Genomic DNA, 25,660 nt, shown 5'->3' with positions numbered 1-25,660 from the left:
CCGGATGCTCCGGCCCCCGCAGGGATGGGATTCAAGCCCGTCAGAGGCGGAATCGGGAGACGCTCGATTTCAACGCGCCGGAGAGCTGAACAAGTTGTTCCGCCGTGCTGGCGACCGAGACGACAGCCGCCGAGTTTTCTTCCGACATTTGGGCGATCGCCTCGACATTGCGGGCCACATCGGTCGACGCCGTTTTCTGCTCGCGCAATGCGTCCGAGATGGTTTCGATGGCCAGACGGACGGTGTCGGCGGAATCGCGGATTTCACCCATCGACGTGCTGGCTTCCTGTGCCGTCACCACGACCTGGTTAACGACGTTACGGCTCGATTCCATGCTGCTGACGGCGGCCGTTGCGCCTTCCTGAATACTGGAGATGACTTCGCTGATTTCCTTGACCGAAGCGGTCGTCCGTTCGGCAAGTTTCCGTACCTCGTCGGCGACGACGGCAAAGCCGCGTCCCTGTTCGCCGGCTCGCGCGGCTTCGATGGCTGCGTTAAGGGCCAGCAGGTTTGTCTGGTCGGCCACTTCGCGGATAACCACGGTAATCGATCCGATCTGCTGGACCTGTTCGGAGAGTTGCTGCATCTGACCCGACGTGTGTTCGACTTGATCGGCGACCAGGGCAATTTGTGCCGACGCGGAGTCTACGTTTTTCTCGCTCTCCGCGGCTTTTTCGCCCGCCTCAGTGGCTCGCTGGCTGGCTTCGGTGGCACTGCTTCCGATGTGGTCGATGCTGACTGTCATTTCTTCTACGGCAGATGCGGCCGCAGCCGTCGACGAAGTCTGACTCTCGGTACTGGTCGAGACCTGCTGGGCCGACGTTGAGAGCTGTGTGGCCGAGTTGGCGACGTTCTCTGCATTGGCTACGACGTCGCTGATTGTCGTCGCCAGATCAAGGCGCATCCTGTCGAGCGAGCGGAGCAGCTGGCCAATTTCGTCGTTCGAGACGCTCCGTAACGTTTCGGAGGCGCGCAGGTCACCCGATGCGATTTGGTTGGTCGCCTGATTGGCCAGAGCAATGCGCTGGGTCAGGCTGCGCAGGGTCGTAAAACTGATTGCACCGATGATGGCCAGCGCGATCAGCGAGATGGCGATTGATTGGGTGTTGGCGCTGCTTTTTTCGGCGGTGGCAGCTTCAGCCTCTTTGTTCCCCAAATCTTCGTTGAAGTGCATGTGTGCCTCGAGAGCATTTGCCACTTTCTTTGGGAGTTCAGGGTTCCTGGCTATTTCTTCCATCGCCGCTTCAGTCCGGAATTCGCGGGAGGCGGCAAGTGCTGGCTCCAGGAATTTCTTGTAGTCGGCAAATGCCGCTTTTTCGGCATCGAGCAGGCGTCTGTCCTCATCGTTCGAGACGAGCTTCTCGTAGTTCTGCAACTCTTTCTCGACTTCAGTGGCCTTTTCGGCAATTTTGGCGTCGAACTCCGCCTTGATGCTCGAATTTTGTGTGCCCATGTGGGTCGTGAGTATGTGATAGAGCACCAGGGTTCTTATCTGATAAAAGGCGAGCGAGGCACTATGCAGCGTTTCGATACTGGGTACCGTGTTCTCGTTGCCGTAATTGGCCTGTCGGTAGACTTTGTCCGTCTGAAAATAGCTGACCCCTGACAACAGGACCAAGGCGGTGATCGAAGCAACGATTAGAGCAATCAGGCGTTGTGCGATAGTCATGAGACCCCCTTTTTATCGTTAAATTTGACTGAAGCAATGACGGCGACGAATATAGCATTCCTCACGTTTTTATATGAGCTCGAAAAATATATGAAGAAACAATTTTTTATTGTGATTGCCGGGCTGATGGCAGTGGCCCTGCTGGGGGCGTGCAGCAAGAAGGATGAAACGCCCGTCGCTGCGGCGCCGGCAACTGCAGCGGCTCGAACAATCGTGATCGGTCTCGATGACAATTTCGCGCCAATGGGGTTCCGCGACGAGAAGGGCGAACTGGTTGGTTTCGATATCGATCTCGCGAAAGAGACAGGCAAGCGGCTCGGCGCCGAGGTGACCTTCAAGCCGATCGACTGGAATGCCAAGGAAGCGGAGCTTAAGGGCAAGCGCATCGACGTCTTGTGGAACGGCTTGACGATTACCGAAGAGCGCAAGGCCAATATCCTGTTCACGGCACCGTATCTTGAAAATCACCAGATCGTGATCGTGACCGAGAAGTCGCCGATCAAGGCCAAGGCCGATCTGGCCGGCAAGGTACTTGGCGTACAGGACGGCAGCAGCGCCGTCGATGCGGTCCAGAAAGATGTTGACGCGGCCAAGTCGATCAAGGAACTGAAGAAGTTCGGCGACAACGTGACAGCGCTGATGGATTTGTCGGCCGGCCGCCTTGATGCGCTGGTCGTCGACGAAATTGTCGGCCGCTATTACATCGCCAAAAAGCCCGGCGAGTATCGCGTGCTCGACGAAAATTTCGGTACCGAGGACTACGGCGTTGGCACTCGTACCGATGATCTGGAGCTGATGGCCGAACTGGAGAAAGTTCTGAACGACATGAAGGCCGACGGTGCAGCCGGTGCCATTTCGACCAAATGGTTCGGTAGCGACATCATCAAAAAATAGACGGGCAATCTCCTAAGATTTGCCTGAACCATCCGGCCTTCCGGTAGACTCGCGTTTTTTCGCTGGCCTGCCGGGCCGGATTTTTTCTGCTCTCATCAATGAACTACGTGTTCGATATCATGCCCCCCCTGTTGCAGGGAACCGGGGTGACCTTGCAAGTTTTCATTATCACGCTGCTCTTGTCGGTGCCGCTTGGGCTGGCGCTGGCCTTGGTCCGCCTCTCGCGTTTTCGCGTGCTCGGTGGTGTGGTTAACGGCTACATCTGGCTGATGCGCGGTACGCCGTTGATGCTGCAGATGTTGTTCATCTATTTTGCCTTGCCGTTCGTGCCGGTCATCGGCATTCGGTTGCCGGATTTTCCGGCGGCGATTCTCGCCTTTACGCTCAATTACGCGGCCTATTTCGCCGAGATTTTCCGTGCCGGCATCCAGTCAATCGATCGCGGCCAATATGAAGGCGCACGCGTGCTTGGGTTGACTTATCCGCAGACCATGCGCCGCATCGTGCTGCCGCAGGTCGTCAAGCGCATCCTGCCTCCGATGAGCAACGAGACGATCACGCTCGTCAAGGACACGTCGTTGATTTACGTGCTGGCGATGAACGATCTCCTGCGTGCCGCGCGCGGCATCGTTCAGCGCGATTTCACGATCTCGCCGTTTGTCGTCGCCGCCGCCTTCTATCTGATCATGACCCTCGTGCTGACCTACGGCTTCCAGCGCCTGGAAAAGAAATACGCTGTCTATGATTGAGACTTCTTCAATTGCACCGATGATTCGCGCTGTCGACATCCACAAGCACTTCGGTCCGGTCGAGGTACTCAAGGGCGTTTCGCTTGAAGTGGGCAAAGGAGAGGTGGTTGCCGTCATCGGCCCGTCGGGGTCGGGCAAGAGCACGTTCCTGCGCTGCTTGATTCACCTCGAAACGATCCATCGCGGCAGCATCGAGATCGAAGGCGAGCCATTGGTCACGACCGATGGCAGCGGGGCTTGCCGTTACGTTTCCGAGGCGTCGATTCGCCGCGTCTGCGGCAAGATGGGCATGGTCTTCCAGCACTTCAACCTGTTTCCGCATCTCACCGTGCTGCAGAACATCATCGAGGCGCCGATGACCGTCAAAGGTCTGCGCCGTGACGAGGTTGTGCCCAAGGCCGAAGCGTTGCTGAAGAAGGTTGGCCTGTTCGACAAGCGCGATAGTTACCCGTCGCGCCTCTCCGGTGGGCAGAAGCAGCGCGTGGCGATTGCCCGGGCGTTGGCGATGGAGCCGGACATCATGCTGTTTGACGAGCCGACCTCGGCGCTCGATCCGGAACTGACCGGCGAAGTACTGCGCACGATGCGCGGACTGGCCGACGAGCACATGACGATGGTCGTCGTTACACACGAAATGGGATTTGCCCGCGAAGTGGCGAGTCGCGTCATCTTCATGGCCGATGGCGCTATCGTCGAGGAACAGCCCGCGCGCGAATTTTTCGCCTCGCCGCAGCACCCGCGCACGCGGGCCTTTCTGGAGAGCATGCTCTAGTGCCGTCGCTGACCGAAGTTTTTTCCCCCGACGGCTTGCTGGCGAAGCGTATTTCCGGCTATCGCCTGCGCCCGCAACAGCTCGAAATGGCCGAACGCATCGAAGCGGCGATCACGGCCAACAAGGTGCTTGTCGCCGAGGCCGGCACCGGTACCGGCAAAACCTTTGCCTACCTCGTGCCGGCGCTACTTTCCGGTGGCAAGGTGATCGTTTCGACTGGCACCAAGAACCTGCAGGATCAGCTTTTCTCCAAAGATATCCCGATGGTGCGCGACGTGCTCGGCGCGCCAGTGCAGGTGGCGCTACTCAAGGGGCGTGCCAACTATTTGTGCCACTACCATCTGGAGAAGGCGCAAGGCGACGGGCGGTTTTTCACGCGCGAGGATGCCGCCGACGCGGCGCGCATCGCCCGTTTCGCCAAACAGACCAAAACCGGCGACAAAGCCGAATGCGGCGAAGTCTCCGAAACATCGCCGGTCTGGGGGATGGTGACGTCGACGCGGGAAAACTGTCTCGGCCAGGAGTGTCCGCACCACAAGGAATGTTTTGTACTCGCCGCACGGCGCGAGGCGCTGGCCGCCGATCTCGTTGTCGTCAATCACCACCTTTTCTTTGCCGACGTGATGCTGCGTGACGAAGGCACGGCCGAGCTTTTGCCCGCCTGCAACACCGTGATTTTTGACGAGGCGCACCAGTTGCCCGAAACCGCCAGTCTCTTTTTCGGCAACAACGTATCGACGGCGCAGGTTCTCGATCTTGTCCGCGATACCAAGGTCGAAGGGCTCGCTTCAGCGCGCGATTGTCTCGATCTGCCGAAGATCTGCGGCATCGTCGAAAAGGCGGCCAAGGATTTGCGCCTGACGCTGCCGGTCGACCCGGCGCGGTTTTCGCTCGCCCAGCTTGAGGAACGTGCGGGCTTCGACAATAACCTGGTCGGCCTGATCCGCGAACTTGACGTGCTCGCGGCGTTGCTGGAAACACAGGCGCAGCGTTCCGAGGGGCTGGAAAACTGCTGGCGGCGTACCGGCGAACTGTTGGCCCAGCTGCGGCGCTGGCAAACCGGCGCCGACAAGGAGTACGTGCGCTGGGGCGAGACTTACACGCATTCGCTGCAACTCAATGCGACGCCGCTCGTCATCGCCAGCATCATGCAGAAGCAGATGAGCGGCCATCCGCGGGCGTGGGTTTTCACCTCCGCGACACTCGCCGTGCTACAGGATTTCGGCCACTACTGCGCCGAAATGGGGCTGGTCGATGCCGAATCGGCTTCGTGGGAAAGCCCGTTCGACTATGGCCAGCAGGCCGTTCTCTACGTACCGACCGGCATGCCGGACCCGAATACTTACACCTACACCGAAGCCGTGGTCAAAGCCGCGTTTCCGGTTGTGCAGGCGAGCGGTGGGCGGGCCTTTTTCCTCTGTACCTCACTGCGCGCCATGCGCCGGACCCGCGAATTGCTTGAGGAACAACTGGAACGCGCCGGACTCAAGCTGCCGTTGTTGATGCAAGGGGAGGGCAGCAAGAACGAATTGCTGGAGCGTTTTCGTCGCCTCGGCAATGCGATTCTGGTCGGCAGCCAGAGCTTCTGGGAAGGCGTCGATGTGCGCGGCGAGGCGCTGTCGCTGGTGGTCATCGACAAGCTGCCGTTTGCGCCGCCCGACGATCCAGTTTTGTCTGCGCGCATCGATCGCATGAAGCAGGACGGCCGCAATGCGTTCATGGAGTACCAGTTGCCGCGCGCGGTTATCAACGTCAAGCAGGGCGCGGGGCGGCTGATCCGCGATGAGGCTGACCGCGGCGTCCTGATGATCTGCGACCCGCGCCTGATCGACAAACCCTACGGCAAGCGTGTCTGGCGCAGCCTGCCGCCGATGAAGCGGACGCGCGTGCTCGATGACGTGCTGGCGTTCTTCCGGACAGCATGACGATGACGGCGCATCGACCGAAATTAATCAACCGGGCCGATTTGCCACCGGATTGCCGGGAAGCCGCGGCAATCCTCAACCAGGATTGCTTCTGCCGGACAGTCGATCATGCCGCACTCCAGCGGGCGTTCGAGTGGGAAGGGTTTTCCTATCAGGAACTGCTGGCCTCGCGCCCCCATCTCTTTGCCGATACGCGCGTCTATGTCGCGCAAACGCACCTTGATTTCATGGCCGGATTGATCAAGGCCATCGGGCGTGTTGTTGCCTTGCCCGCGTGGCAGAAGCGCGTTCTGGCCTACGCGCCCGAGAATGCGCGTTGCTTCGAACCCAAGGCGGCCGGCGCATTTTTGGGGTTTGACTTTCATCTTGGCGACGATGGTCCTCGCTTGATCGAGATCAACACCAACGCCGGCGGCGGGATGCTGGTTGCGCGTCTGCTCGGCGCACAACAGGCGTGTTGCCCTTCGTTCGATGCCGCCTGCGCGACCCGGCACGGCGTCGAGGAGAGTTTTGCTGCGATGTTTTTCGAAGAATGGCGGCTTGAGCGCGGAAATACGCCGCTCAACTGCATAGCCATTGTCGACGAATCGCCGGAGGAACAATTCCTCTCCCCGGAATTCGAACTTTTCCGTCAACTGTTCGAGGCTCACGGGATCGCGACACGTGTGCTGTCGCCGAGTGAGCTGGAGTTTGACGGGCAATTTCTGCGGCATGATGGGCAGGTCATCGATCTCGTTTATAACCGCCTGACCGATTTCGCCCTTGAAGAACCGGGTAACGCCGCGTTACAGGCCGCGTATCTGGCCGGTGCAGTGGTGCTGACCCCGCATCCGCGGGCGCACGCGCTGTATGCCGACAAACGCAATCTGGTCGCCCTGTCCGATGACGCGTGGCTTGCCGCCATCGGCGTCAGCGCAGCCGACCGGCAGCTTATCAAGCTTGGCGTCCCCGCGACGTCGGAAGTGACGCCGGAAAATGCCGTCTCTTTCTGGGCGACGCGCAAGCAGTGGTTCTTCAAGCCATGCGCCGGCTACGGCAGCAAGGGCGCCTACCGGGGCGACAAAGTCACGAAGCGCGTGTTCGATGAAATCGCCCAAGGCGGCTTCATCGCGCAGGCGTTGGTGCCGCCATCGGAGCGCCACCTGCTTGTTGATGGCGTCGAACACCGGCTCAAGCTGGATCTGCGCAACTATGTGTATCGCGATGCCGTGCAACTCGTCTCGGCACGTCTCTATCAAGGTCAAACGACCAATTTTCGCACGCGTGGTGGTGGTTTCGCGGCGGTTTTTCCGGTCGGTTGTCGCTGATGCGGGTCTCGGACGCGCTGAGTCACAAAGCGTAGCGTTTCAAATAGTCCGAAACCATCTGCCATGCGGACTGTGTTGTGATACTATTCGCGCCGGCGGGTCTCCCCGCATTGCAGGGTGGTGAACCTGGTCAGGTCCGGAAGGAAGCAGCCACAGCCATTTACTGTGAGTGCCGGGGGTAAGGCTCGCCACCTTAACCCAGCCTTAACCGCTTGTTAGCCGAAAAAGTCGCCAAGCGGTTGCAATTGCAAATGCGTAATCAAAGCAATTGAATTGATTCCGGGGTTATAGCTCCCCGGTCTGGACTTGTTCGCAATAAGTCCTCCTTGTGTGCTTTTCCGCCCGGTATTGAATCACTGACATTGTGTGGTACATAATGCATCGATGAATGATTCACAGCTAAACGATTTGCGTCGTCGAATTCGCGAACTCCTTGCCATTCCTGATCGGGATCGTACCGATGCGGAATGGGACGAGCTTAATGAGCTTGAGATCCAGACAGCGCCTGGAAATCGGGAAAACAGCAACCGGTACTCGGAACGAACGCAGGATAAACGGCAGGGAAATTCCGGGCAGGGACGTCGCCAGGACCGCAACCAAAACGCCAGGCCTTCCGTCAATAACAGCGGCCCACGTCAGGATGCGCGTCCCCAAGGTGATGGCGCCAATCCCAAACAGGAAGCGCGCCATCCGAAACGCCAGCATCGTCGTCCGAAAAAGCCGATGGGCGAGAGGCCAACTGGTCAGCAAAATGATTCATCGAATTCCGGAGGCGCCACCGCCGAGGTTTCTGCAGCGCCGAAACCGGCGCCTGATAATTCGGCCGAATAAGTTTTTTGCCACGCCCATTGTGGAATGGTGGTGAATAGGTGATAGCAACAGCCCGGGAATTTCCTCGGGCTGTTTTGTTTTGGCCGTTCAGTTTTCGAGAGCGCCCGGTTTCGTTATCTGCTGTGCGCGGCGTATTTTTCGAGCAACCGAACGGGGGACTTGACGGCATTGCGCTGGAAAAGATTTCCGAGTGCTTTCGTCAGCTTCAGATTGATGACCGTGGGGCGGCCGGAGGCTACGGCGGTTCTGAGCGCGTCGCCAACCTCGTCTTCTTCGGAAACGACGATGCCATCGGCGCCCATGACGCGTGCCAGTTCAGCGTAGTCCGGGTTGGCCAGTTCGGTGCTCTGGATGCGATTACCGAAGTTCTCGATCTGGATTTTCTTCTCGGCGCCCCATTGCGCATTTTCGAAAACAACGGCGACGACCGGGATGTTCTCGCGCACGGCGGTCATTACTTCGTTGAGGCTCATCCCCCAGGCGCCGTCGCCGACGTAGGCGATCGATGGGCGGTCAGGGCGGGCAATCTTGGCGCCCATCGCCGTCGGTAGTGCATAACCGCAATTGCCGAAGGCCATGGCACCGAAAAAGGAGTTTGGCGCCTCGAACTTCAGGTAGCTGTTGGCGATCGAGCAGACGTTGCCGATGTCGGTTGTGACCATGGCGTTGGCAGGCATCGCCTTGGCCAATGCGGTCAGCGCCCGGCGCGGGTCGATGCGACCTTCTTGATTTTCTCCAACCATTGAGGCCAGTTCCTGCGCCCATTCGGCCTTGATGCGGGTGATTTCGGCAAGGCGCGTCGTATCGGGGGCGCGGCATCCGTCGCTTTTGACGAGTTCATCCATCAGTGCCACGGCGGTGGCGCGGGCGTCGCCGTGGATGGCGATATCGACCGGTCTGACCAGACCGAGGGCGCGGAAGTCGGCGTCGACCTGGATTACTTTCGCTTCCGTCGGCCAGTAGTCTAGGTCGTACTGCGGAATGGCGCCGAGCGGGCTCAGGCGCGAACCGAGGGCCAGCACGATGTCGGCCTTGGCGATCAGTCGCATTGCGGCTTTCGAACCCTGATGGCCCAATGGTCCGGCGGCAAGCGGATGGCTGGCCGGGAAGGTGTCGTTGTGCAGGTAGGAATTGGCGACCGGCGCCGTCAGCTGTTCGGCGAGACGCTTGAGTTCTTCCATGCCGTTGGCGACACCGATGCCACCGCCGGCGAGAATGACGGGAAATTTCGCGTCGGCGAGCAGTCGGGCGGCAGCGCGGATGGCCTCGCTGTCGCCGGGGCCGCGTCCGATCGTGACAGGCCGGGGGATGGACGTTTCAATCTCGCCGTAGAAAAAGTCGCGCGGGATGTTGAGTTGCGTCGGGCCGCGTTCGTGCAACGCATAGTGGAAGGCGCGACCGGTCAGTTCGGCGATGCGCGCCGGGTTGGCGACGTGGCCCTGCCATTTGGTGATCTTCGAGAAGATCGGCAACTGTTCCGTTTCCTGAAAACCGCCAAGGCCCATGTTCAGACTGCTTGCCTCCGGGGTGATTGCCACCACTGGCGAATGCGCCCAGTAGGCAGCGCCGACGGCGGTTACGAAATTGGTAATCCCCGGCCCATTTTGCCCGATGCAGACGCCCGCCTTGCCACTGGCGCGGGCGTAGCCGTCGGCCATGTGCGCGGCGTTTTGTTCGTGAGCTACGGAAATGAAGCGGATGCCGGCAAGCGGAAAGAGATCGTGCGCATCCATGAATGCCGAGCCGACGATCCCGAAGACGTCAGTCACGCCGTGCGCGACGAGGGTTTCGACAAACGCCTCGGAGGGCGTCATGCGTTGCTTGATGTGCGACTGAACCATGATGGATTCCTTTGCTCGGGGATAGCGATATCGGACAAGCCCGGATTCTAGGCAACTCTGCTCCTGCCGGGCAATTTGGGGGCAACCCAAAGAACAAAACTGCGAAAAACCGAAAGCGCGGGATATGATAAGCCGTCTGCATCTGGAGATTTGCAATGGCCGGTAAATCAATCCATCTCGTTATCATCGATCCGCAAAACGACTTTTGCGATCTGCCGTCGGATTACTGTCCGGCACTTCCAGGCAAGCCCCATGAGTATGAGACGCCGGCCCTTCCTGTTTCGGGGGCGCATGCCGACATGCAGCGGCTCGCTACGCTGATCGATCAGGGCGGTGATGGGCTGACGGCCATCACCGTCACACTCGACTCGCACCATCGCGTCGATATTGCGCATCCGCCGTTCTGGCTGACGAGCGATGGCGCGGCGGTGGCGCCGTTTACCCAGATCCGCGCGGCCGATGTCTGCAATGGTCGTTTCCGCCCGCGGGACAAGGCCGCGGCGCCGCGGGTGCTGGCCTATCTTGAGGTGCTGGAAGCGAACGGCCGCTATGTTCACATGGTCTGGCCGGTGCATTGCGAAATCGGCACATGGGGCAACAACGTGCACGCTGACGTGCGCCATGCCTACAATCGCTGGGAAGAGAAATTCGGGCGTGTGGTCGGCAAGCTGATCAAAGGCACGAATCCGTGGACGGAACACTACAGCGCGATCAAAGCCGAAGTGCCGTTGGACGATGATCCGGCGACGCAGCTCAACACGGCTTTCATCGAACAGCTGAAAATGGCCGATACGATCCTGATCGCGGGTGAGGCGGGGAGCCACTGCGTCAAGGCAACCGTTGAGCATATCGTCGAGAACTTTCCGGCGGCGGAGGCCGGAAAGCTGGTGCTGTTGACCGATTGCATGAGCCCGGTCAGTGGTTTCGAATCGGAGTATGAGTCTTTCATTGACGCCATGCGGTTGCGTGGCGTGCGGATTGCGCGTTCGAGTGACGTGCTGCCGGAGTTGCTGGCAAATGCGGCTGGCTGACCGGCATTGAGTGCGGGGTTGTCGTCCGATAGCTGATTCATCGGATACTCAGAGATATTTCGCGACATCTCGCGTCGCCTGATTTGCGGCGATGCCCAGCACCATTCCAAAATGCTGCCCTGAGTCCTGGGCGGAAAGAACCGGATATTGCCGGAGAGCCGGCGTGCGCCGTATTCGGCCGAATCGGAGAACAATAATGAGCCTTTGTCGAGAACCGGTCGTTCACAGTCTGCTGGAGAACGATCTCTACAAATTCACCATGTGGCAGGCTTTGCTGCACAGCCATCCCGGCGCGCAGGCCGAATATGCGTTTGTCTGCCGGAACCGGATGGCTTTTCCGCTGGCCGAATTGAAGGACGAGGTTAATGCCCAGCTAGATCACCTCTGCACGCTGAGCTTTACGGCCGGCGAACTCGATTACCTGCGTGGCCTGCGCTTCATCAAGAGCGATTTCGTCGATTTTCTGACGCTGTTCCGTTTTCAGCGGCACTTCATCGAGGTCAGCGCCGCGGGGGGAAACCTGCGCATCACGGTCAAGGGACCGCTGGTGCATGTCATGGCGTTCGAGATTTTCGTTCTTTACATCGTCAATGAACTGTATTTTCGGCGGCTACCGCACGATACTTCCGTATTGGAAGAGGCGCGCCGGCGGCTGCGGGAAAAGATCGATTTTCTTCGTGCGCGTCGTGACGAACTGATTTCCGGGCAAGAGAAGTTCGTTTTCTTCGACTTCGGTCTTCGGAGGCGATATTCCGGCGCATGGCATGAAGAAGTCATTCGCACGCTCGTCGAGGAAGTGCCGGAGCATTTTCGCGGCACCTCGGACGTCTATCTCGCCCGGAAATTCGACGTTACACCCGTCGGCACGATGGCCCACGAATATCTGCAGGCCTACCAGTCCTTCGGTTTTCGACTGCGCGATTTCCAGAAGGCGGCGCTGGAGGGATGGGTGCAGGAGTACCGCGGCGACCTTGGCGTGGCGCTGACCGACGTGGTCGGCATGGATGCGTTTCTCGCCGATTTCGATCTCTACTTTGCCAAGCTCTTCGACGGGTTGCGGCACGACTCCGGCGACCCGTTCGTGTGGGGCGAGAAGGCCATCGCGCACTACAAATCGTTGAACCTGGAACCGAAGACCAAACGTCTCGTTTTTTCTGACGCGTTGACCATTCCGCGTGCTGTCGAGCTCTATCAGCACTTCAAAGGCCGTGTGCAAACGGCGTTCGGCATCGGTACCGCGCTGACCAACGATACGCCGCATGCAGCGCTGAATATCGTCATGAAGATTCTGTCATGCAACGGCCAGCCGGTCGCCAAACTGTCCGATTCGCCCGGCAAGACGCTGTGCGAAAACGAAACCTTCCTTGCGTATTTGCGCCAGGTATTCAACCACCGCGCGCCGGGCTGACTTCCTTGGCGCGTCAAGTCCGAAAATACGAAGGGCGCGGAGAATGCTTTCTCCGTGCCCCTGTGTGTTGAATGCCAGGTGAAGGACTACTGGATTTCAATCCGTTTCGATTTCGACTCGGCGCGCTTCGGCAACGTCAATTCAAGGACGCCGTCCGTGTATTTGGCCGTTACGGCCGATTCATCAACATCCTGTCCGAGTGAGAACGAACGCGAAACCTTGCCGAAATACCGTTCGCTGCGCAGCACTTTCTTGCCTTCCTTGTCCTTTTCCTCTTTTTCCTTCTTCACTTCGGCAGTGATGGCGACCATGCCCCCTTCCACCGTGACGTGAATGTCTTCCTTTTTCACGCCGGGAATTTCCGCGTGAACGGTATAAGCCTTGTCGTCTTCGTTCACATCAAGCTTGATCTGAACGTCAGGTTGCCCTTCAAGACCGACGCGTACCGGACGCAGGAAGAAGCCGCGAAAGAGATCGTCAAATGCATCGTCGGTGGGGTTGTAGCGCGAAATATTGGCCATTTTTTCCTCCTTGCAAATCACCGGGGTGTCCCGTGTGAATCCAATATGGAGGATGGGGGAAGCGTTTTCAAGTTCGCTTCCCTTTTGAATTCGCCCCAGCCTCGATGCCAGAACAGCAAGAATCAGGCGGCCCCAACGAGGATGTCGCGGACCACTTCCAGTGTAACGGCGCCGCGTTCGCCGAGCTTCTCCATGCCGTGTGTCCGGAGTGCGGCGGAGATGGCGTCGGCGGCTTCGGGATCGTTAATGCCAGCCTCGCTGAGTCGCACAGGAACATCCAGACTACGGAACAAGTCTTCAATCGATGCGATGGCGCGCTCGGAGAGATCGAGGCCGGGAATGAGGCCGAACACGTTGCGCCCCATCTGGGCGAGTTTGACGCGTTTGTTTTCAATCTGGTTGCGCAACAACGAGGGGAGGACGATGGCCAGCGTGCGCGCATGGTCGAGGCCGTAACGGGCGGTGAGTTCGTGGCCGATCATGTGCGTTGCCCAGTCCTGCGGCACGCCGGCACCGATCAGGCCATTCAACGCTTGGTTGGCCGTCCACATGAAATTTGCGCGCCAGGAATCGCTGTCGCGTTCCTTGAACTGGGTGGCGAGGTTGGCGAGATTGCGCAACAGCACTTCCGCGTAGCCGTCCTGCACCCATGCTTTTGCCGGGTAAGTCAGGTATTGCTCGCAGACATGGACGAATGCATCGACGATGCCGTTGGCGATTTGTCGTTCCGGCAACGACTTGATAACGTCCGGATCGAGCACGGCAAAGCGCGGGAAAACGGCATCGGAGGAGAAAACGAGTTTTTCTTTCGTTGTCTTGCGGGTGATGACGGCGCCGCCATTCGATTCCGAGCCGGTTGCCGGTAGCGTCAGCACGGCGCCGAGCGGCAAGGCTTGGCTGACGCGGTGGCGGCCGGTCAGAATGTCCCAGCCGTCGCCGTCGTAACACGCAGCGGCGGCTACGTATTTGCTGCCGTCGATGACTGAGCCGCCGCCGACGGCGAGGATGAAGTCAACGCCTTCCTTGCGGATCAGCGCCACGGCCTTGTCGAGCGTCTCGACCGTCGGGTTGGGTTCGACGCCGGAAAACTCCAGCCATTGCCGGCCGTCGAGCGCGGCGGCGACCTGGTCATAGACGCCGTTCGCCTTGATCGAGCCGCCGCCGTAGATAACGAGAACTTTTTTCGCCGGATCGATGGCCTTGGCAATCGCCGCGATTTTGCCCTGACCGAAATAAAGCGCGGTCGGATTTGAATACGTGAACTTCATATACATTTTCCTTTATATCAATAGATTACGATGATTTGTTCACTCAATTTCTTCAATCTTGCCGGCGTTCATGCGCAGACGGCGACGGCAGCGGGCGGCGATTTCTTCATCATGCGTGACGAGAATCAGCGTCGTGCCGCGTTCGGCATTCAGGGCGAACATCAATTCCACGATCTGATGCCCGGTGGTCGCGTCGAGATTGCCGGTCGGTTCGTCGGCGAGCACAAGCTTGGGGGCTGGCGCGAAGGCGCGGGCGAGGGCGACGCGTTGTTGTTCGCCGCCGGACAGGTGCTTCGGATAATGGCGCAGGCGGTGGGCGAGGCCGACGCGCTCCAGCCAGTATTCCGCCTCGGCCCGGGCGTTGGCCGTGCCGGCGAGTTCGAGCGGCAGCATGACGTTTTCGAGCGCATTCAGCGACGGCAGCAGTTGGAATGACTGGAAGACGAAACCGAGCAGGCGACCGCGCAGAACGGCGCGCGCATCTTCGTCGAGTTTGGTGAGCGATTGGCCGTCGAGCGTGACGGAGCCACTGCTCGGCAGATCGAGTCCGGCAAGCAGCCCGAGCAGGGTCGATTTGCCGGAACCGGAGGCGCCGACGATGGCTACCGTATCCCCCGCCGCGACGGAAAAGGAATTCTCGTGCAGAATGGTTAGAGGTTCGCCGCCGTTGTCCACGGTTTTTGTCAGGTGGCTGACGTTAACCACTATCGGGATTTCCGTTGCCATGCGTTGCATTCCATTCATCTATTGGTTGTCGGTCGCCGCTTGCGTTGTGCTGGCGCCAGCCGTGCATGCCGCCAGCACCATCCTTGTTCTTGGAGATTCACTGTCGGCCGGGTATGGCATCCGCAAGGACGCCGCTTGGCCAAGTCTCCTGGGCAAGCGCCTGCAGGAAAAGAGGCTCGATTATAACGTCGTCAATGTCAGCATCTCCGGCGAAACGACCAGCGGCGGTCGTTCCCGGATCGATCCGGCACTTCGCAAGCACAATCCTCAGATCGTGATCGTCGCGCTCGGTTCCAACGATGGACTGCGCGGTTTGCCTGTCGAGACGATACGCGACAACCTGCTGGCAATGACCGACACGGCGCTCCGGATAAAGGCGAAGGTCGTGATTGTCGGGCAGCGTTTGCCGCCCAACTATGGTGCTTACGCCGAGCAGTTCCACGCCGTGTTCGGCGATGTGGCTCGGCTGCGAAAGACGGCCCATGTCGATTTTCTCCTCGACGGTGTGGTGACCGATCGACGCCTTTTTCAGGCCGACAATTTGCACCCGACGGCCGAGGCGCAACCGCTCTTGCTGGAGAACGTCTGGCAAGGTCTGGCGCCGTTGTTGCAATAAATTTTTCGTTCCCTCTCTACGGAATTACGAAACGGATCAATTTGATGTTCAGGCAACGAACACATCTTGCACCCGGTGACGGTGACCGAGAGTGGTCAGGTGCGCTACCAGCAGACCATTCTGGCCGGCGTTCGTGTCTTCGTTTTTGATCTGCCGGTCACCCTAGCGCATGCTGGAAATTGCCGATAATAGTCCAATCGCCCGCACCCTTCGTTCGGCGTTTCAAGCTATCCCGAGCGGGCCGCTGTTGCGGCCCATTTTTTTACTCCGCTCTTTTCGATGAGAATGTGTCGCAATAGGATTGACCGTTTCCTGCCCTCTATGTGAGAATGGTTCGCAATAGCGCGGTGCGAGCTTCGATCATGGCTCCGTAATTGCCGATGCACTGCGGCGTTCCATAACCTGCAAGGAGAAGACATCATGCTAATCCCCGTCGAAACGAAAGGTTGCGTCGACGATGTGTGTGAACTGAGCTTTGCCCCCGCCGTGAGGCAGGACGTGGCATCGGAACAGGTTCAGGTTCTCGTCGAAGCATTGCGCGACTGTCGGCGGCGATTGCATCGGGGTGCGCTGGAAAGCACGAAACGCATTTCGCGGCTAATGGGCGATGTATCCCGTCTCGAATCACTGAACCATGTTTATCGTGAGCGAATCCAAAGACTGGAATCTGGTGTTGCCATGGTCGAGATGGGCCGTCGGTTGATGCTGTTGAGTGAAGACAACGAAAGGCTCGCCAACACAGCCTGTCAGGTATGGACGCTGGAAAAGAACTTGCATGATGCGCACGCGGAGTGCAGTCGAATTGCTGCCGAGCGCGATCAATTGGCCGCCGAATTGGCTAACCTCGCCGACCGGCGCGCGCCGCTGAACGACTAAGCTTGCGGAGGTAAGGAATGTCAGCAAACAGTGGTTTCAATGCATTGGCCGTCCCGCCATTGGCGGGGGATAAACTCAGTGAGCGCCAATGGATGGGGATTTTTTCGCCGCCGTCCGTCACCGAGCCGCCTGCTCCGGTTGTCCGCTCCGCATCCCAACGCCGGCGGAAGCTCTGGGAGTTATCGGAGAAATATCACTGCCCGGTTGTCGGCGTGTGTTTCGATGTGGCGGAACTGCGCCAGATCATTGGCAAACAGCTCCAATATCCTACGACAACAACCGATTACGTTTGGCATACCATCGCGGTTGGTGTATGCAGCGAGCGCTGCCCGTTGTCGGAAAAGATGAACAGGATTCTGGATCGCCGCAACGCCCTGATCATCAAGAAGTTTTCCGCCTTCAAAACAGCGAGTGAATTGAGGCTGGCGTGGCGTGAAGCATCGCGCGACAACATTGAAGTTCCGGGCGTGCTCTGGGCCGTGTGCACGCATCCCGCGTGCGACGCCGTCCTGGAACAGGATGTGCATGCCGATATCCATATGCTGCAGCACCAGGTCGGGGCTGGGGCGCGCGCCGACCATCATGCGATACAGGCTCTGAAACAGAAGTGCGCGGAATTGCGGCAGGAAAATGAGTCGTTGCGTGAGAAAAGCGGCCGTCAGCGCACCGAAGAGGCTCGCGTGATTCTCGAACTCAGGCTGCAGGTGACAGATCTGAAAGCCGATGTTGTGGCCCGTGGTGCTGTCAATGAGCGGCTCAATAACGAAATGGCGGTTTTGCGTCGCGAGATTCCCTTCCTGGAAGAGCGCCAGCGACTCGCCCAGCGCTTGCTTGATGCCGAAGCCCGTCTCGATGCGCTGCGTCTGCGGGAGAAGGAACTGGAGCTGGAAGTGGTTCGGCTGCGCCAATTCGCAAAATATGCCGAAGAAACGATCGAAGTGCTGACGCAGGAAAGTGAAGGTGTCGGAACTGAGGATTGGCCCGCCCCGCCAGCCGACGGGCTGATGCGGATCGACGGTGAGGCGGAAACGCTTTCCGGGAAATGTGTCCTTTGTGTCGGCGGGCGTTCCGGTGCCATCAACTCCTACCGCGAAGTCGTCGAAGGCAATGGTGGCCGGTTTATGCATCACGACGGAGGGCGGGAGGAAAATTTGCATCGCATCGACGGCGCCTTGGCGGCCGCCGATATTGTGATTTGCCAAGTCGGCTGCATCAGTCATAACGCCTATTGGCGGGTGAAAGAACAGTGCAAACGAACCGGTAAACCCTGCATGTTTGTTAAAAACACCGGGCTTTCCAGCTTCGGGCGCGTTGTCAGTCAGGCCGGGAAAATGGAAATTCGGGCGGAGCCGTCCGCGCCGCCCGAGTCTCCCTGAATGGCCTTTGGTTTCGTGAAGGAGATCGTCATGAGCAAAAGCAAGAAATGCTGCAAGAAAACGCCGCAGTGCAAAAAATGCCCGTTGCGCAAGGAAAAGTGAGGAGGCTTTTTCGCTTTGACTTGCGGCGCTGAATCTGGATAGTGGGCGCTTTTTTACCGTTTTCAGACGAAAAGGAGCGAAATGCAGAAGGTAGCGCTGGTCACTGGAGGAATGGGCGGAATCGGTCAGGCTGTGTGTGGGCAGCTGGCGATGCTCGGTTTCAAGGTTGTCGCGACGCATACGCCGGGCAATGCGAAGGTTTCCGCCTGGCAGGACTTTATGCGGGAGAAGATGGGTGGCGGGGCAGGCTTCACGGGTTTCGCCATCCCGTGCGATGTGGCTGACTACGATTCTTGTCGGGCGTGCGTAGAAACCGTTGAACGCGAGGTTGGGCCGGTCGATGTGCTGGTCAACAACGCCGGCATTACGCGTGACATGACCTTCCGGCGCATGACCCGCGCCGATTGGGATGCGGTCATCGACACCAATCTGGGGTCGGTTTTCAACATGACCCGGCAAGTCATTGACGGTATGGTCGAGCGCAAGTGGGGGAGGGTGATCAACGTTTCCTCGGTCAATGCGCAAAAAGGCGCGTTCGGGCAAACCAACTACGCGGCGGCCAAGGCGGGGATGCACGGTTTTACGAAAGCGCTGGCGTTGGAGGTGGCACGTTATGGCGTGACGGTGAATACGGTGTCGCCGGGCTATATCGAGACGCCGATGACGTCGGTTATTCCCACCGAAATCATGACCTCGAAGGTGTTGCCGCAGATTCCGGTCGGGCGCCTTGGCTCGCCGGACGAAATCGCCGCGCTTGTCGCCTATCTCGTCTCGGACGCCGCCGCTTACATGACCGGCGCCGATCTTTCGATCAACGGTGGCATGCACATGAGTTGACGAAGTGTGATGTTGAGCGACGTGCAACCAATCGTCAGTTGGCGGTAACCAAACCTTCCAGCGCCTTTCTGACCTTGCCCAACACCGTCGCCCAGTCGCCCGGCTTGTCTTGCCGAAAAAGCCGCATTCCTGCCGGATACCAGGGCGAATCGTCGCGATTCAGCAACCAGCGCCAGTCGGTCTTGAAAGCCGGCAATAGAACCCAGCACGGGCGTTCGAGCGCGCCGGCGAGGTGGGCGACGGCCGAGTCCACGGTGATGACGAGGTCGAGATTTTCGACGACGGCGGCGGTGTCGGCAAAGTCGTCAAGTTGGGGGCCGAGGTCGTCGCAAGGCAGGTGGGTCGACAATTCGTTCGCCTCGTCAGCGGTCAAACCTTTCTGCAGGTTGAAAAACCGGGTGCCCGCGATGTCTCCCAATGATGCGAGTAGCGCCATGTCGTGGATGGACCGGTCCGCGTCGTTTTCAAAGCGGGGGTTGCCGCGCCAGACAATTCCGATTCGTTTTCCCTTTTCTTCACTCCCGATGGCTTGTGCCCAGCGACGAATTTGATCCGGTTTTGCCGACAGATAAGGAATCTGTGCCGGGATCGAGTCGAGGCGTGTTTTGAAGAAGTAGGGAAAACTCATCGGTGGCGTCCAGTAATCCCAGCCCTCGCGGGGGACGGTTTCGTTCGCGGCAATGATTTCATCAACGCCCGCAAGGCTCTCAAATAATCGTTTGAGCCCGGGATGGCACAGAATGCCAACGCGTGAAGCGCCATGTTCCTTGGCGATGCGGGCATAACGGCTGAACTGGATCATGTCGCCGTGCCCCATCTCGATACCGATCAGCAGTTTTTTTCCGTGAAGCGGATCGCCTTGCCAGCGCGGGAAAGTAAACAGGCGTTCGAGTTGTTCGTATGTTTTGCGTTGCTCGTAATAGCGCCAGCCCTCTTCATAGCGGCCCTGGCGAAGCAATAGATGCGCGAGGTTGGTCGGTGCCGACAAGTTCTCCGCGTCGAGCGCGATAGCCGTCCGGTGGCATTGTTCGGCTTCGGCGTCCTGGAAGGTACAGGTTTGCAGAACACCAAGGTTGGTCCACGCCGACGCTGACAACGGCGCCTGAAGCAGGGCTTGGCGACAAATCAATTCAGCTTCGTCAAAACGCTTCAGACGGATAAGCAGGGCGCCAAGGTTAATCAGAAACTGGGGTTGTTGAGGATTGATCTCGACGGCTCGCCGTTGATGGTGCTCTGCCGCGTCGAATTGCGCGTTACGTTCGAGCAGCAAACCCAGATTGGCGTGTGCCTCAGCAAAATCCGGGCTGATTGCCAGTGCCTTGCGGTAGGCGTCTTGCGCTCCTGCCACATCTCCGCTTTCGGTCAGGCAGACGCCTGCAAAAAAAAGTTCTTCCGCTTCCGGGCAAATATCGGCGTGCTCGTCAGATGGGTCCATGGCCTGATGTTGAATTGTTTGGGAACAGGTAATTAAGCGGCTAACCCGCCAAGTGCGACGTCAACTGCGGTATGATCGCCAAAATTTTTTGTTGTCGAGATCAACGTTTTGAATATTAGTGAAAAAATCCCGACGATTGGGTTGGTCAGCCTGGGGTGCCCGAAGGCTTTGGTCGATTCTGAGCAGATTCTCACCAAGCTTCGCGCCGAAGGTTACATCCTTTCTCCCTCCTACGAAGGTGCCGATCTGGTGATCGTCAATACCTGCGGTTTTATCGACGCGGCGGTTGAGGAGTCGCTCGAAGCGATCGGCGAGGCCTTGGAGGCCAACGGGAAGGTGATTGTCACCGGTTGCCTAGGCGCAAAGCAGGATCTGGTGCGCGAGACGCATCCGAAGGTGCTGGCGATTACCGGGCCGCATGCCGCCGACGAGGTCTTGCAGAACGTGCACGCTTACCTGCCGCAGCCGCACGATCCGTTTACCAGCCTTGTTCCGCCGCAGGGCATCAAACTGACGCCGCAGCACTTCGCTTATCTCAAGATTTCCGAAGGCTGCAATCACGGTTGCACGTTCTGCATCATTCCGTCGCTGCGCGGGCCGCTGGTCAGCCGGCCGATCGGCGATGTGCTGCAGGAGGCAAAGAATCTCGCCGAGGCCGGCGTGCGCGAACTGCTGGTCATCTCGCAGGACACCAGCGCCTACGGCGTCGATGTGAAGTACCGCACCGGCTTCGTCGGCGGTCGGCCGGTCAAAACGCGGCTGAAGGAGCTGTGCGAGGCGCTGGCCGAGTTCGGCATCTGGGTGCGCCTGCACTACGTCTATCCGTATCCGAGCGTCGACGAACTGATTCCGCTGATGGCCGAGGGCAAAATACTGCCGTACCTCGACGTGCCGTTCCAGCATGCGAACCCTCGTATTCTCAAGGCGATGAAACGGCCGGCCAGCGCCGAAAACAATCTCGAGCGCATCAAAGCCTGGCGTGCGATCTGTCCGGATCTCACCATCCGCAGCACCTTCATCACCGGCTTCCCCGGCGAGACCGAGGCCGAATTCGAGGAACTGCTGGAATTTCTCGAAGAAGCACGGCTCGACCGCGTCGGCTGCTTCCCGTACTCGCCGGTCCACGGCGCTGCCGCCAACGAACTGCCGGGCGCGGTGCCGGATGAGGTGCGCGAGGAGCGTCGCCGCCGTCTGATGGATGTGCAGGAAGACATCTCCGCCGAACTGCTGGCCGCCAAGATCGGGCGCGAGATCGCCGTGCTCGTTGACGAAGTTGATGAGGAAGGCGTGATTGCCCGATCGTCGGCTGACGCGCCGGAAATCGACGGTCTTGTCTTCGTCGACGGTTACTTCGATGCCGAGCCTGGCGACTTTTTGCAGGTGAGCATTGTCGATGCTGACGAACACGATCTGTACGCAGAAATCATTACCCAGTAATCACACAACCATAATCGATCTGGAGGAACCAATGAGCAACGAAATCCAAGTACTTGAACAGCAAATTGCCGAATTGCAGGCTAAGAAAAAGGCGATCCTGGATGGCCAGCGCCAGGAAGCGCTTGAGCTTACCCGCAGCAACGTCCGGTTGTACGGCTTTACTGCTCAGGAACTCGGTTTGACGGCAGCCGTTTCCTCCAAAAAAGCGCAATCGGCGACCAAGGAAGCGAAATACCAGAATCCCAACAATCCGGCCGAAACGTGGCACGGCGGCAAGGGTCCCAAGCCCAAATGGGTTCGCTCGCTTCTTGAGGCGGGTGGCCGTCTCGAAGATTGCCTTATCAACCGTTAGGCGTTTGAAATGTCGCTCATCGAGCGCTTGGCCGCGATCGTTGGTGGCAATTATGTGCTGACCGATACCGATGGTATGTCCCCCTTCCTGAAAGATTGGCGGGGGCGTTACCAAGGGGCTGCCCGTTGCGTCGTGCGGCCGGGTTCGGTGGAAGAAGTGGCGGCTGTTGTCCGTTTGTGTGCGGAGGCGGGCGTTCCCATGGTTCCTCAAGGCGGGAATACCAGTCTGTGCGGTGCCGGGATTCCTGATCAGCAGGGTGAGGCGGTGCTTATCAACGTCTCTCGCCTGAATAGAATTCGCGACATTGATCCGGCCAACAACACAATCACCGTCGAAGCAGGGTGTGTTCTTCAGGCAGTAAAAGACGCCGCCTTCAATGCGGAGCGCCTTTTTCCGCTTTCGCTGGCCGCCGAGGGGACGTGCGAAATCGGCGGGAATCTTTCCACAAACGCGGGTGGCGTGCAGGTTCTACGTTATGGCAATGCCCGCGAATTGACTCTCGGCCTGGAAGTCGTGTTACCGAATGGCGATATCTGGAACGGATTGCGCGGTTTGCGTAAAGACAACACAGGTTATGATCTCAAGCAGCTTTTCATCGGCGCTGAAGGAACGCTGGGAATCATTACCGCCGCAGTGCTGAAGCTATTCCCCCTACCTCGCGCAACGGCAACCGCGTGGTTGGCGATTGATTCCCCTCATGTTGCCGTCAAGGTCCTTGGTTCGTTGCAGGCAGACTTTGATACATCGCTGACTGCGTGTGAGTTGGTGTCGGATGTTTCTCTCGGCCTTGTTCTCAAACACATCCGTGACGCTCAGGCGCCATTGCCCGGCAGTCCGTGGTATCTGCTCGTCGAAATCTCGTCGTCGAACGATGAGGGTACTCTGGCGGCTGCCTTGGAAGCGTTCTTGGAGAAGGCGTTCGAGCGTGGTGACGTCACTGATGCGGTTATTGCGCAAAACATTGAACAGGCAAAACGCTTGTGGACCCTGCGGGAAAATATCAGTGAGGCACAGAAGATCGAAGGGTTTAGTATCAAACACGATATCGCCGTGCCCGTTTCGCGTATCGGCGAATTTCTGGCGCGTGCTGGCGCGGCGCTCGAAAATGCCTTCCCGGGAATCCGGATCGTCGCTTTCGGGCACGTCGGTGACGGTAATCTGCATTACAACCAGTCAAAGCCGGAAGCAGGTGAAAACACTGCCTTTCTCGCAGCCCAATCGCAGGTCAACAGAATTGTCTATGACATCGTGCATTCGCTAGGGGGCACGATTAGCGCCGAGCATGGCATAGGACAGTTGAAACGTAGCGAGTTGCTACGCTACAAGAGTTCGGTCGAGATGAAGATGATGCTTGAGATCAAACAGGCGCTTGATCCGAAAGGATTAATGAATCCGGGGAAATTATTTGATCCGACCCTTGTGAGGCAGGCTGAGGCGGGTTAAAAATCAGGCAGTAAAAATTGGTCACCAAAAGCAAAAAGCCAATCAGCAAGATTGGCTTTTTTGATATTTTTGGCTCCCCGACCTGGGCTCGAACCAGGGACCTACGGATTAACAGTCCGGCGCTCTACCAACTGAGCTATCGGGGAATAAAGAAGTCGTCATTCTAGGCTGTGACGACTATCATGTCAACCAATTCGTATTGGCATTGCCGGCCCTATCTCTCATTGATAACCGCCTGCCAATGCGCGCCAACCTGGCTCCCTTTGGCTAAACAAGATAGATCCCTGCTATGGAACCGAATGTTGTCTACGTAAAAACGAGTGCTGGCGAAGAAGCAATGCGGCAGCGGACACGCCTCGTTCAGCGAAACATGCGCATGATTTTGATTTTGGTCGATGGGAAAACCTCATTTGCTGGCCTTTGCGGGAAAACCGGCAATCCTCAGCTGACTGAAAACACCCTGCTTGAACTTGAGAAAGGCGGATTTATTCAAACCGCTCCGAAAATCGATCAGGACCCGATCTGGGCGGAGGGGAAGAGCGTCGCAAAGGCAATCCGCGAAGCAGTAGGGCGCAGCGATGATGAAGTGTTGTTTGCTCAACGTTCACGAACCTCTGAAATTCCGGCGTACGGGCAGCGCGAAAAAGATTCCATGCAAGCGTCGGATATGTCCATCACGATGCTGTCGGTGTCTCATTTTGAAAGAGGAATTCGGAATGCTTCGCTGGGAGGTGGCGGGGCGCCTCTGTCCCTTGCCCCCCAATCCCGGCCTGCACCAATCCCCGATGAGCCTCCTCAGGCAAGTGAATCGTCCGGCGTAGGCCTGAAAATCAGGGGAGCCCTGAAAACGCTTGCGGGGTTATTTCAGCGGGGCAAAGCTGATAAACCCTGTGCTCGGCCCCAAACGCGCATTCCGGGTTTTTCGCACGAAACGGCGAAACGGGGCTCAAGACTTCGCGCATTCTTTTCGATATTGATCGGCGTGATAGTTCTAGCGCCCGTCGTGGCGGTTCTCTATCCCTACAACAACCACTTGGCAGCGTTTGAAGCGTCGATCTCTCGATTGACTGGATTGCCAGTCAATGTAAGTCAAATTCAAGTGGCTTTTTTTCCGACGCCACGACTTATTCTCAAAGAGGTGAAGGTCGGGGCCGGCGCAAAAGAAATGGCCGGAAAGCACGGGCTTCAGGTCGATCAGGTCAGGTTGCTACCCAATATTTCTTCATCATTTGGTCGCGGCGAATTGGTTTCAGACGTCGTGGTGCAAGGAATCGAGTTGGGACCAGAACAGACCGGCACATTTGCCTCAATTGTCGCGTCCGTGAGTGCGTCGCCGGTTGGCAAGATGGGCATTGAAGATGTCAGTATCGCTTATGGGGGAGTGAAAATATCCGGGATGGCAGGCGAGGTTAGGCTAACGTCATCCAAACAGCTGGATTCCCTTTTGCTCAGTACGGCCGATAAGGACTTGTCGCTACGTCTGAAACAAGAAGGGCGTACCATTGATTTCACCATGGAGGGGGTCGGCTGGAAGGTGCCAGATGGTTCGCGTCACCGCTTCGACTCAGTCTCGGTGCATGGGCGCGTGGTCGAGGGGGTATTAAATGTCGATGCCATGGATCTGCGCATTTTTGGTGGCCGGGTCCAGGGGGGGCTGGCTATTGTGTCGCCAAACCGGCAAGTACCTGCGGATATCTCGGGTGCCCTGTCTTTTGAACGGATCAACTTGTCGACATTCGGTCCGGCAATCGGCCTTGGTCAGCAGTTTTCGGGAGAGCTGACAGGAAAAATCCGCTTTTCCGCAGCGACAGGCTCTTGGGAAAAAATCCTTAGGACGTTAAATACAGAAGGCGATATTGCAGTTCGGCGCGGCGTGATTTCCGGAATCGACCTGGCCGAAGCAGCGCGTCGTGTCGCCGGCACGCCTGTGCAAGGCGGAGCGACGGCATTCGAAGAACTGACCGGGAAGGTAAGAGTCTCATCGAGAGGTTATCAACTCACGGGGTTGGTCATCGACTCCGGGCGTATGCGTTCGACCGGCCATCTGGCTGTCGATAACGATCTGAACGTAAATGGCCACCTGGAACTGCAAATCATGGGGACTGCCAGCCGGATGCAGGTGCCCATCAACATAGGCGGGAATCTTCGGTCGCCGATCGTGCAAGCGGGTCATCGATCGTCGTAGTGTTTTGGTTGCGGTAAACAAACGCCAGCCGCCTATTGCGGCTGGCGTAAAGCGAAGGG

Annotated in this window: 22 protein-coding genes, 1 tRNA gene and 1 other RNA gene; 17 read left to right on the top strand and 7 right to left on the bottom strand. The window is 58.3% G+C overall.

Annotated elements, in window-relative coordinates; all coding sequences use genetic code 11:
• Positions 1-40: 40 nt before the first annotated feature.
• Positions 41-1,669, bottom strand: coding sequence for a methyl-accepting chemotaxis protein (locus tag GH659_RS05675; protein ID WP_153110005.1), 1,629 nt, complete (start codon positions 1,667-1,669; stop codon positions 41-43).
• Positions 1,670-1,759: 90 nt separating this feature from the next.
• Between GH659_RS05675 and GH659_RS05670 the strand changes: the two genes are divergently transcribed.
• The 7 genes from GH659_RS05670 (at position 1,760) to GH659_RS05640 (ending at position 8,147) form a co-directional block, all read left to right on the top strand.
• Complete coding sequence (locus GH659_RS05670) at positions 1,760-2,563, top strand: amino acid ABC transporter substrate-binding protein (RefSeq protein ID WP_153110003.1); 804 nt, start codon at positions 1,760-1,762, stop codon at positions 2,561-2,563.
• A 98-nt stretch (positions 2,564-2,661) separates the two neighbouring features.
• Positions 2,662-3,312 (top strand): amino acid ABC transporter permease, encoded by a 651-nt coding sequence (locus GH659_RS05665; protein WP_153110001.1) that lies wholly within the window; start codon positions 2,662-2,664, stop codon positions 3,310-3,312.
• 19 nt (positions 3,313-3,331) lie between these two features.
• On the top strand, positions 3,332-4,084 hold the full coding sequence (locus tag GH659_RS05660) for an amino acid ABC transporter ATP-binding protein (RefSeq protein ID WP_153109999.1): 753 nt from the start codon (positions 3,332-3,334) through the stop codon (positions 4,082-4,084).
• Complete coding sequence (gene yoaA, locus GH659_RS05655; protein WP_246167728.1) at positions 4,084-6,009, top strand: DNA repair helicase YoaA; 1,926 nt, start codon at positions 4,084-4,086, stop codon at positions 6,007-6,009. The genes GH659_RS05660 and yoaA overlap by 1 nt, the downstream gene beginning before the upstream one ends.
• Positions 6,010-6,011: 2 nt before the next feature.
• A complete protein-coding gene (locus GH659_RS05650; protein WP_153109997.1) occupies positions 6,012-7,316 on the top strand; it encodes a hypothetical protein in 1,305 nt (434 codons plus the stop codon).
• A 94-nt stretch (positions 7,317-7,410) separates the two neighbouring features.
• Positions 7,411-7,509, top strand: an RNA gene (gene ffs / locus GH659_RS05645) — signal recognition particle sRNA small type.
• 191 nt (positions 7,510-7,700) lie between these two features.
• Positions 7,701-8,147: a hypothetical protein gene (locus GH659_RS05640; protein WP_153109995.1), complete on the top strand. Its 447-nt coding sequence runs from the start codon at positions 7,701-7,703 to the stop codon at positions 8,145-8,147.
• Between the two features lie 113 nt (positions 8,148-8,260).
• Here the strand turns inward: GH659_RS05640 and xsc are convergent, their stop codons facing one another.
• Positions 8,261-9,988: a sulfoacetaldehyde acetyltransferase gene (xsc, locus tag GH659_RS05635; protein ID WP_211364116.1), complete on the bottom strand. Its 1,728-nt coding sequence runs from the start codon at positions 9,986-9,988 to the stop codon at positions 8,261-8,263.
• Positions 9,989-10,143: 155 nt separating this feature from the next.
• On the opposite strand from xsc, the gene GH659_RS05630 reads away from it, so the two are divergent.
• Positions 10,144-11,019 (top strand): cysteine hydrolase family protein, encoded by an 876-nt coding sequence (locus tag GH659_RS05630; protein ID WP_153109994.1) that lies wholly within the window; start codon positions 10,144-10,146, stop codon positions 11,017-11,019.
• 196 nt (positions 11,020-11,215) lie between these two features.
• Entirely contained in the window at positions 11,216-12,427 is a 1,212-nt protein-coding gene (gene pncB / locus GH659_RS05625) for a nicotinate phosphoribosyltransferase (RefSeq protein WP_153109992.1), read from the top strand.
• 86 nt (positions 12,428-12,513) lie between these two features.
• Here the strand turns inward: pncB and GH659_RS05620 are convergent, their stop codons facing one another.
• From GH659_RS05620 to GH659_RS05610, 3 genes are all read right to left on the bottom strand, one after another.
• Positions 12,514-12,948, bottom strand: a complete 435-nt coding sequence (locus GH659_RS05620; protein WP_153109990.1) for an Hsp20/alpha crystallin family protein — start codon at positions 12,946-12,948, stop codon at positions 12,514-12,516.
• Positions 12,949-13,070: 122 nt separating this feature from the next.
• A complete protein-coding gene (locus tag GH659_RS05615; RefSeq protein WP_153109988.1) occupies positions 13,071-14,216 on the bottom strand; it encodes an iron-containing alcohol dehydrogenase in 1,146 nt (381 codons plus the stop codon).
• Between the two features lie 39 nt (positions 14,217-14,255).
• Positions 14,256-14,951 (bottom strand): ABC transporter ATP-binding protein, encoded by a 696-nt coding sequence (locus GH659_RS05610; protein ID WP_153109986.1) that lies wholly within the window; start codon positions 14,949-14,951, stop codon positions 14,256-14,258.
• Between GH659_RS05610 and GH659_RS05605 the strand changes: the two genes are divergently transcribed.
• The 4 genes from GH659_RS05605 (at position 14,941) to phbB (ending at position 18,749) form a co-directional block, all read left to right on the top strand.
• Positions 14,941-15,558, top strand: a complete 618-nt coding sequence (locus GH659_RS05605; RefSeq protein ID WP_153109984.1) for an arylesterase — start codon at positions 14,941-14,943, stop codon at positions 15,556-15,558. The genes GH659_RS05610 and GH659_RS05605 overlap by 11 nt on opposite strands.
• A gap of 420 nt (positions 15,559-15,978) precedes the next feature.
• Positions 15,979-16,434, top strand: coding sequence for a hypothetical protein (locus tag GH659_RS05600; protein ID WP_153109982.1), 456 nt, complete (start codon positions 15,979-15,981; stop codon positions 16,432-16,434).
• Between the two features lie 17 nt (positions 16,435-16,451).
• On the top strand, positions 16,452-17,810 hold the full coding sequence (locus GH659_RS15135) for a DUF2325 domain-containing protein (protein ID WP_153109980.1): 1,359 nt from the start codon (positions 16,452-16,454) through the stop codon (positions 17,808-17,810).
• Positions 17,811-17,993: 183 nt separating this feature from the next.
• Entirely contained in the window at positions 17,994-18,749 is a 756-nt protein-coding gene (gene phbB, locus GH659_RS05590) for an acetoacetyl-CoA reductase (protein WP_153109979.1), read from the top strand.
• Between the two features lie 34 nt (positions 18,750-18,783).
• Here the strand turns inward: phbB and GH659_RS05585 are convergent, their stop codons facing one another.
• Positions 18,784-20,184 (bottom strand): tetratricopeptide repeat protein, encoded by a 1,401-nt coding sequence (locus GH659_RS05585; protein ID WP_153109977.1) that lies wholly within the window; start codon positions 20,182-20,184, stop codon positions 18,784-18,786.
• Between the two features lie 108 nt (positions 20,185-20,292).
• Between GH659_RS05585 and rimO the strand changes: the two genes are divergently transcribed.
• Genes rimO through GH659_RS05570 form a run of 3 tightly spaced genes read left to right on the top strand, consistent with a single transcriptional unit; the run spans position 20,293 to position 23,416 of the window.
• The gene (rimO, locus tag GH659_RS05580; protein ID WP_153109975.1) at positions 20,293-21,621 is read left to right on the top strand and encodes a 30S ribosomal protein S12 methylthiotransferase RimO; all 1,329 of its coding nucleotides are present in this window, start codon (positions 20,293-20,295) and stop codon (positions 21,619-21,621) included.
• Positions 21,578-21,973, top strand: a complete 396-nt coding sequence (locus GH659_RS05575) for an H-NS histone family protein (protein WP_153109973.1) — start codon at positions 21,578-21,580, stop codon at positions 21,971-21,973. The genes rimO and GH659_RS05575 overlap by 44 nt, the downstream gene beginning before the upstream one ends.
• Before the next feature lie 9 nt (positions 21,974-21,982).
• Complete coding sequence (locus tag GH659_RS05570; protein ID WP_153109971.1) at positions 21,983-23,416, top strand: FAD-binding oxidoreductase; 1,434 nt, start codon at positions 21,983-21,985, stop codon at positions 23,414-23,416.
• A gap of 70 nt (positions 23,417-23,486) precedes the next feature.
• Here GH659_RS05570 and GH659_RS05565 read toward each other — a convergent pair.
• A tRNA-Asn gene (locus GH659_RS05565) sits at positions 23,487-23,562 on the bottom strand.
• A 143-nt stretch (positions 23,563-23,705) separates the two neighbouring features.
• Between GH659_RS05565 and GH659_RS05560 the strand changes: the two genes are divergently transcribed.
• Complete coding sequence (locus GH659_RS05560) at positions 23,706-25,601, top strand: AsmA-like C-terminal region-containing protein (RefSeq protein WP_153109969.1); 1,896 nt, start codon at positions 23,706-23,708, stop codon at positions 25,599-25,601.
• The last annotated feature ends 59 nt before the right edge of the window (positions 25,602-25,660 follow it).

This window comes from Propionivibrio limicola (assembly GCF_009469695.1).
In the GTDB taxonomy this organism is placed as follows: Bacteria; Pseudomonadota; Gammaproteobacteria; order Burkholderiales; family Rhodocyclaceae; genus Propionivibrio; species Propionivibrio limicola.
The sequence above is the reverse complement of the archived record's forward strand: the minus strand, read 5'-3'. Positions and strand labels throughout refer to the sequence as shown.

Coding starts and splice junctions, on each gene's coding strand:
- GH659_RS05675 (WP_153110005.1), bottom strand. CDS start 1,669: ATGACTATCGCACAACGCCTGATTGCTCTAATCGTTGCTTCGATCACC.
- GH659_RS05670 (WP_153110003.1), top strand. CDS start 1,760: ATGAAGAAACAATTTTTTATTGTGATTGCCGGGCTGATGGCAGTGGCC.
- GH659_RS05665 (WP_153110001.1), top strand. CDS start 2,662: ATGAACTACGTGTTCGATATCATGCCCCCCCTGTTGCAGGGAACCGGG.
- GH659_RS05660 (WP_153109999.1), top strand. CDS start 3,332: ATGATTCGCGCTGTCGACATCCACAAGCACTTCGGTCCGGTCGAGGTA.
- GH659_RS05650 (WP_153109997.1), top strand. CDS start 6,012: ATGACGGCGCATCGACCGAAATTAATCAACCGGGCCGATTTGCCACCG.
- GH659_RS05640 (WP_153109995.1), top strand. CDS start 7,701: ATGAATGATTCACAGCTAAACGATTTGCGTCGTCGAATTCGCGAACTC.
- xsc (WP_211364116.1), bottom strand. CDS start 9,988: ATGGTTCAGTCGCACATCAAGCAACGCATGACGCCCTCCGAGGCGTTT.
- GH659_RS05630 (WP_153109994.1), top strand. CDS start 10,144: ATGGCCGGTAAATCAATCCATCTCGTTATCATCGATCCGCAAAACGAC.
- pncB (WP_153109992.1), top strand. CDS start 11,216: ATGAGCCTTTGTCGAGAACCGGTCGTTCACAGTCTGCTGGAGAACGAT.
- GH659_RS05620 (WP_153109990.1), bottom strand. CDS start 12,948: ATGGCCAATATTTCGCGCTACAACCCCACCGACGATGCATTTGACGAT.
- GH659_RS05615 (WP_153109988.1), bottom strand. CDS start 14,216: ATGAAGTTCACGTATTCAAATCCGACCGCGCTTTATTTCGGTCAGGGC.
- GH659_RS05605 (WP_153109984.1), top strand. CDS start 14,941: ATGCGTTGCATTCCATTCATCTATTGGTTGTCGGTCGCCGCTTGCGTT.
- GH659_RS05610 (WP_153109986.1), bottom strand. CDS start 14,951: ATGCAACGCATGGCAACGGAAATCCCGATAGTGGTTAACGTCAGCCAC.
- GH659_RS05600 (WP_153109982.1), top strand. CDS start 15,979: ATGCTAATCCCCGTCGAAACGAAAGGTTGCGTCGACGATGTGTGTGAA.
- GH659_RS15135 (WP_153109980.1), top strand. CDS start 16,452: ATGTCAGCAAACAGTGGTTTCAATGCATTGGCCGTCCCGCCATTGGCG.
- phbB (WP_153109979.1), top strand. CDS start 17,994: ATGCAGAAGGTAGCGCTGGTCACTGGAGGAATGGGCGGAATCGGTCAG.
- GH659_RS05585 (WP_153109977.1), bottom strand. CDS start 20,184: ATGGACCCATCTGACGAGCACGCCGATATTTGCCCGGAAGCGGAAGAA.
- GH659_RS05575 (WP_153109973.1), top strand. CDS start 21,578: ATGCTGACGAACACGATCTGTACGCAGAAATCATTACCCAGTAATCAC.
- GH659_RS05570 (WP_153109971.1), top strand. CDS start 21,983: ATGTCGCTCATCGAGCGCTTGGCCGCGATCGTTGGTGGCAATTATGTG.
- GH659_RS05560 (WP_153109969.1), top strand. CDS start 23,706: ATGGAACCGAATGTTGTCTACGTAAAAACGAGTGCTGGCGAAGAAGCA.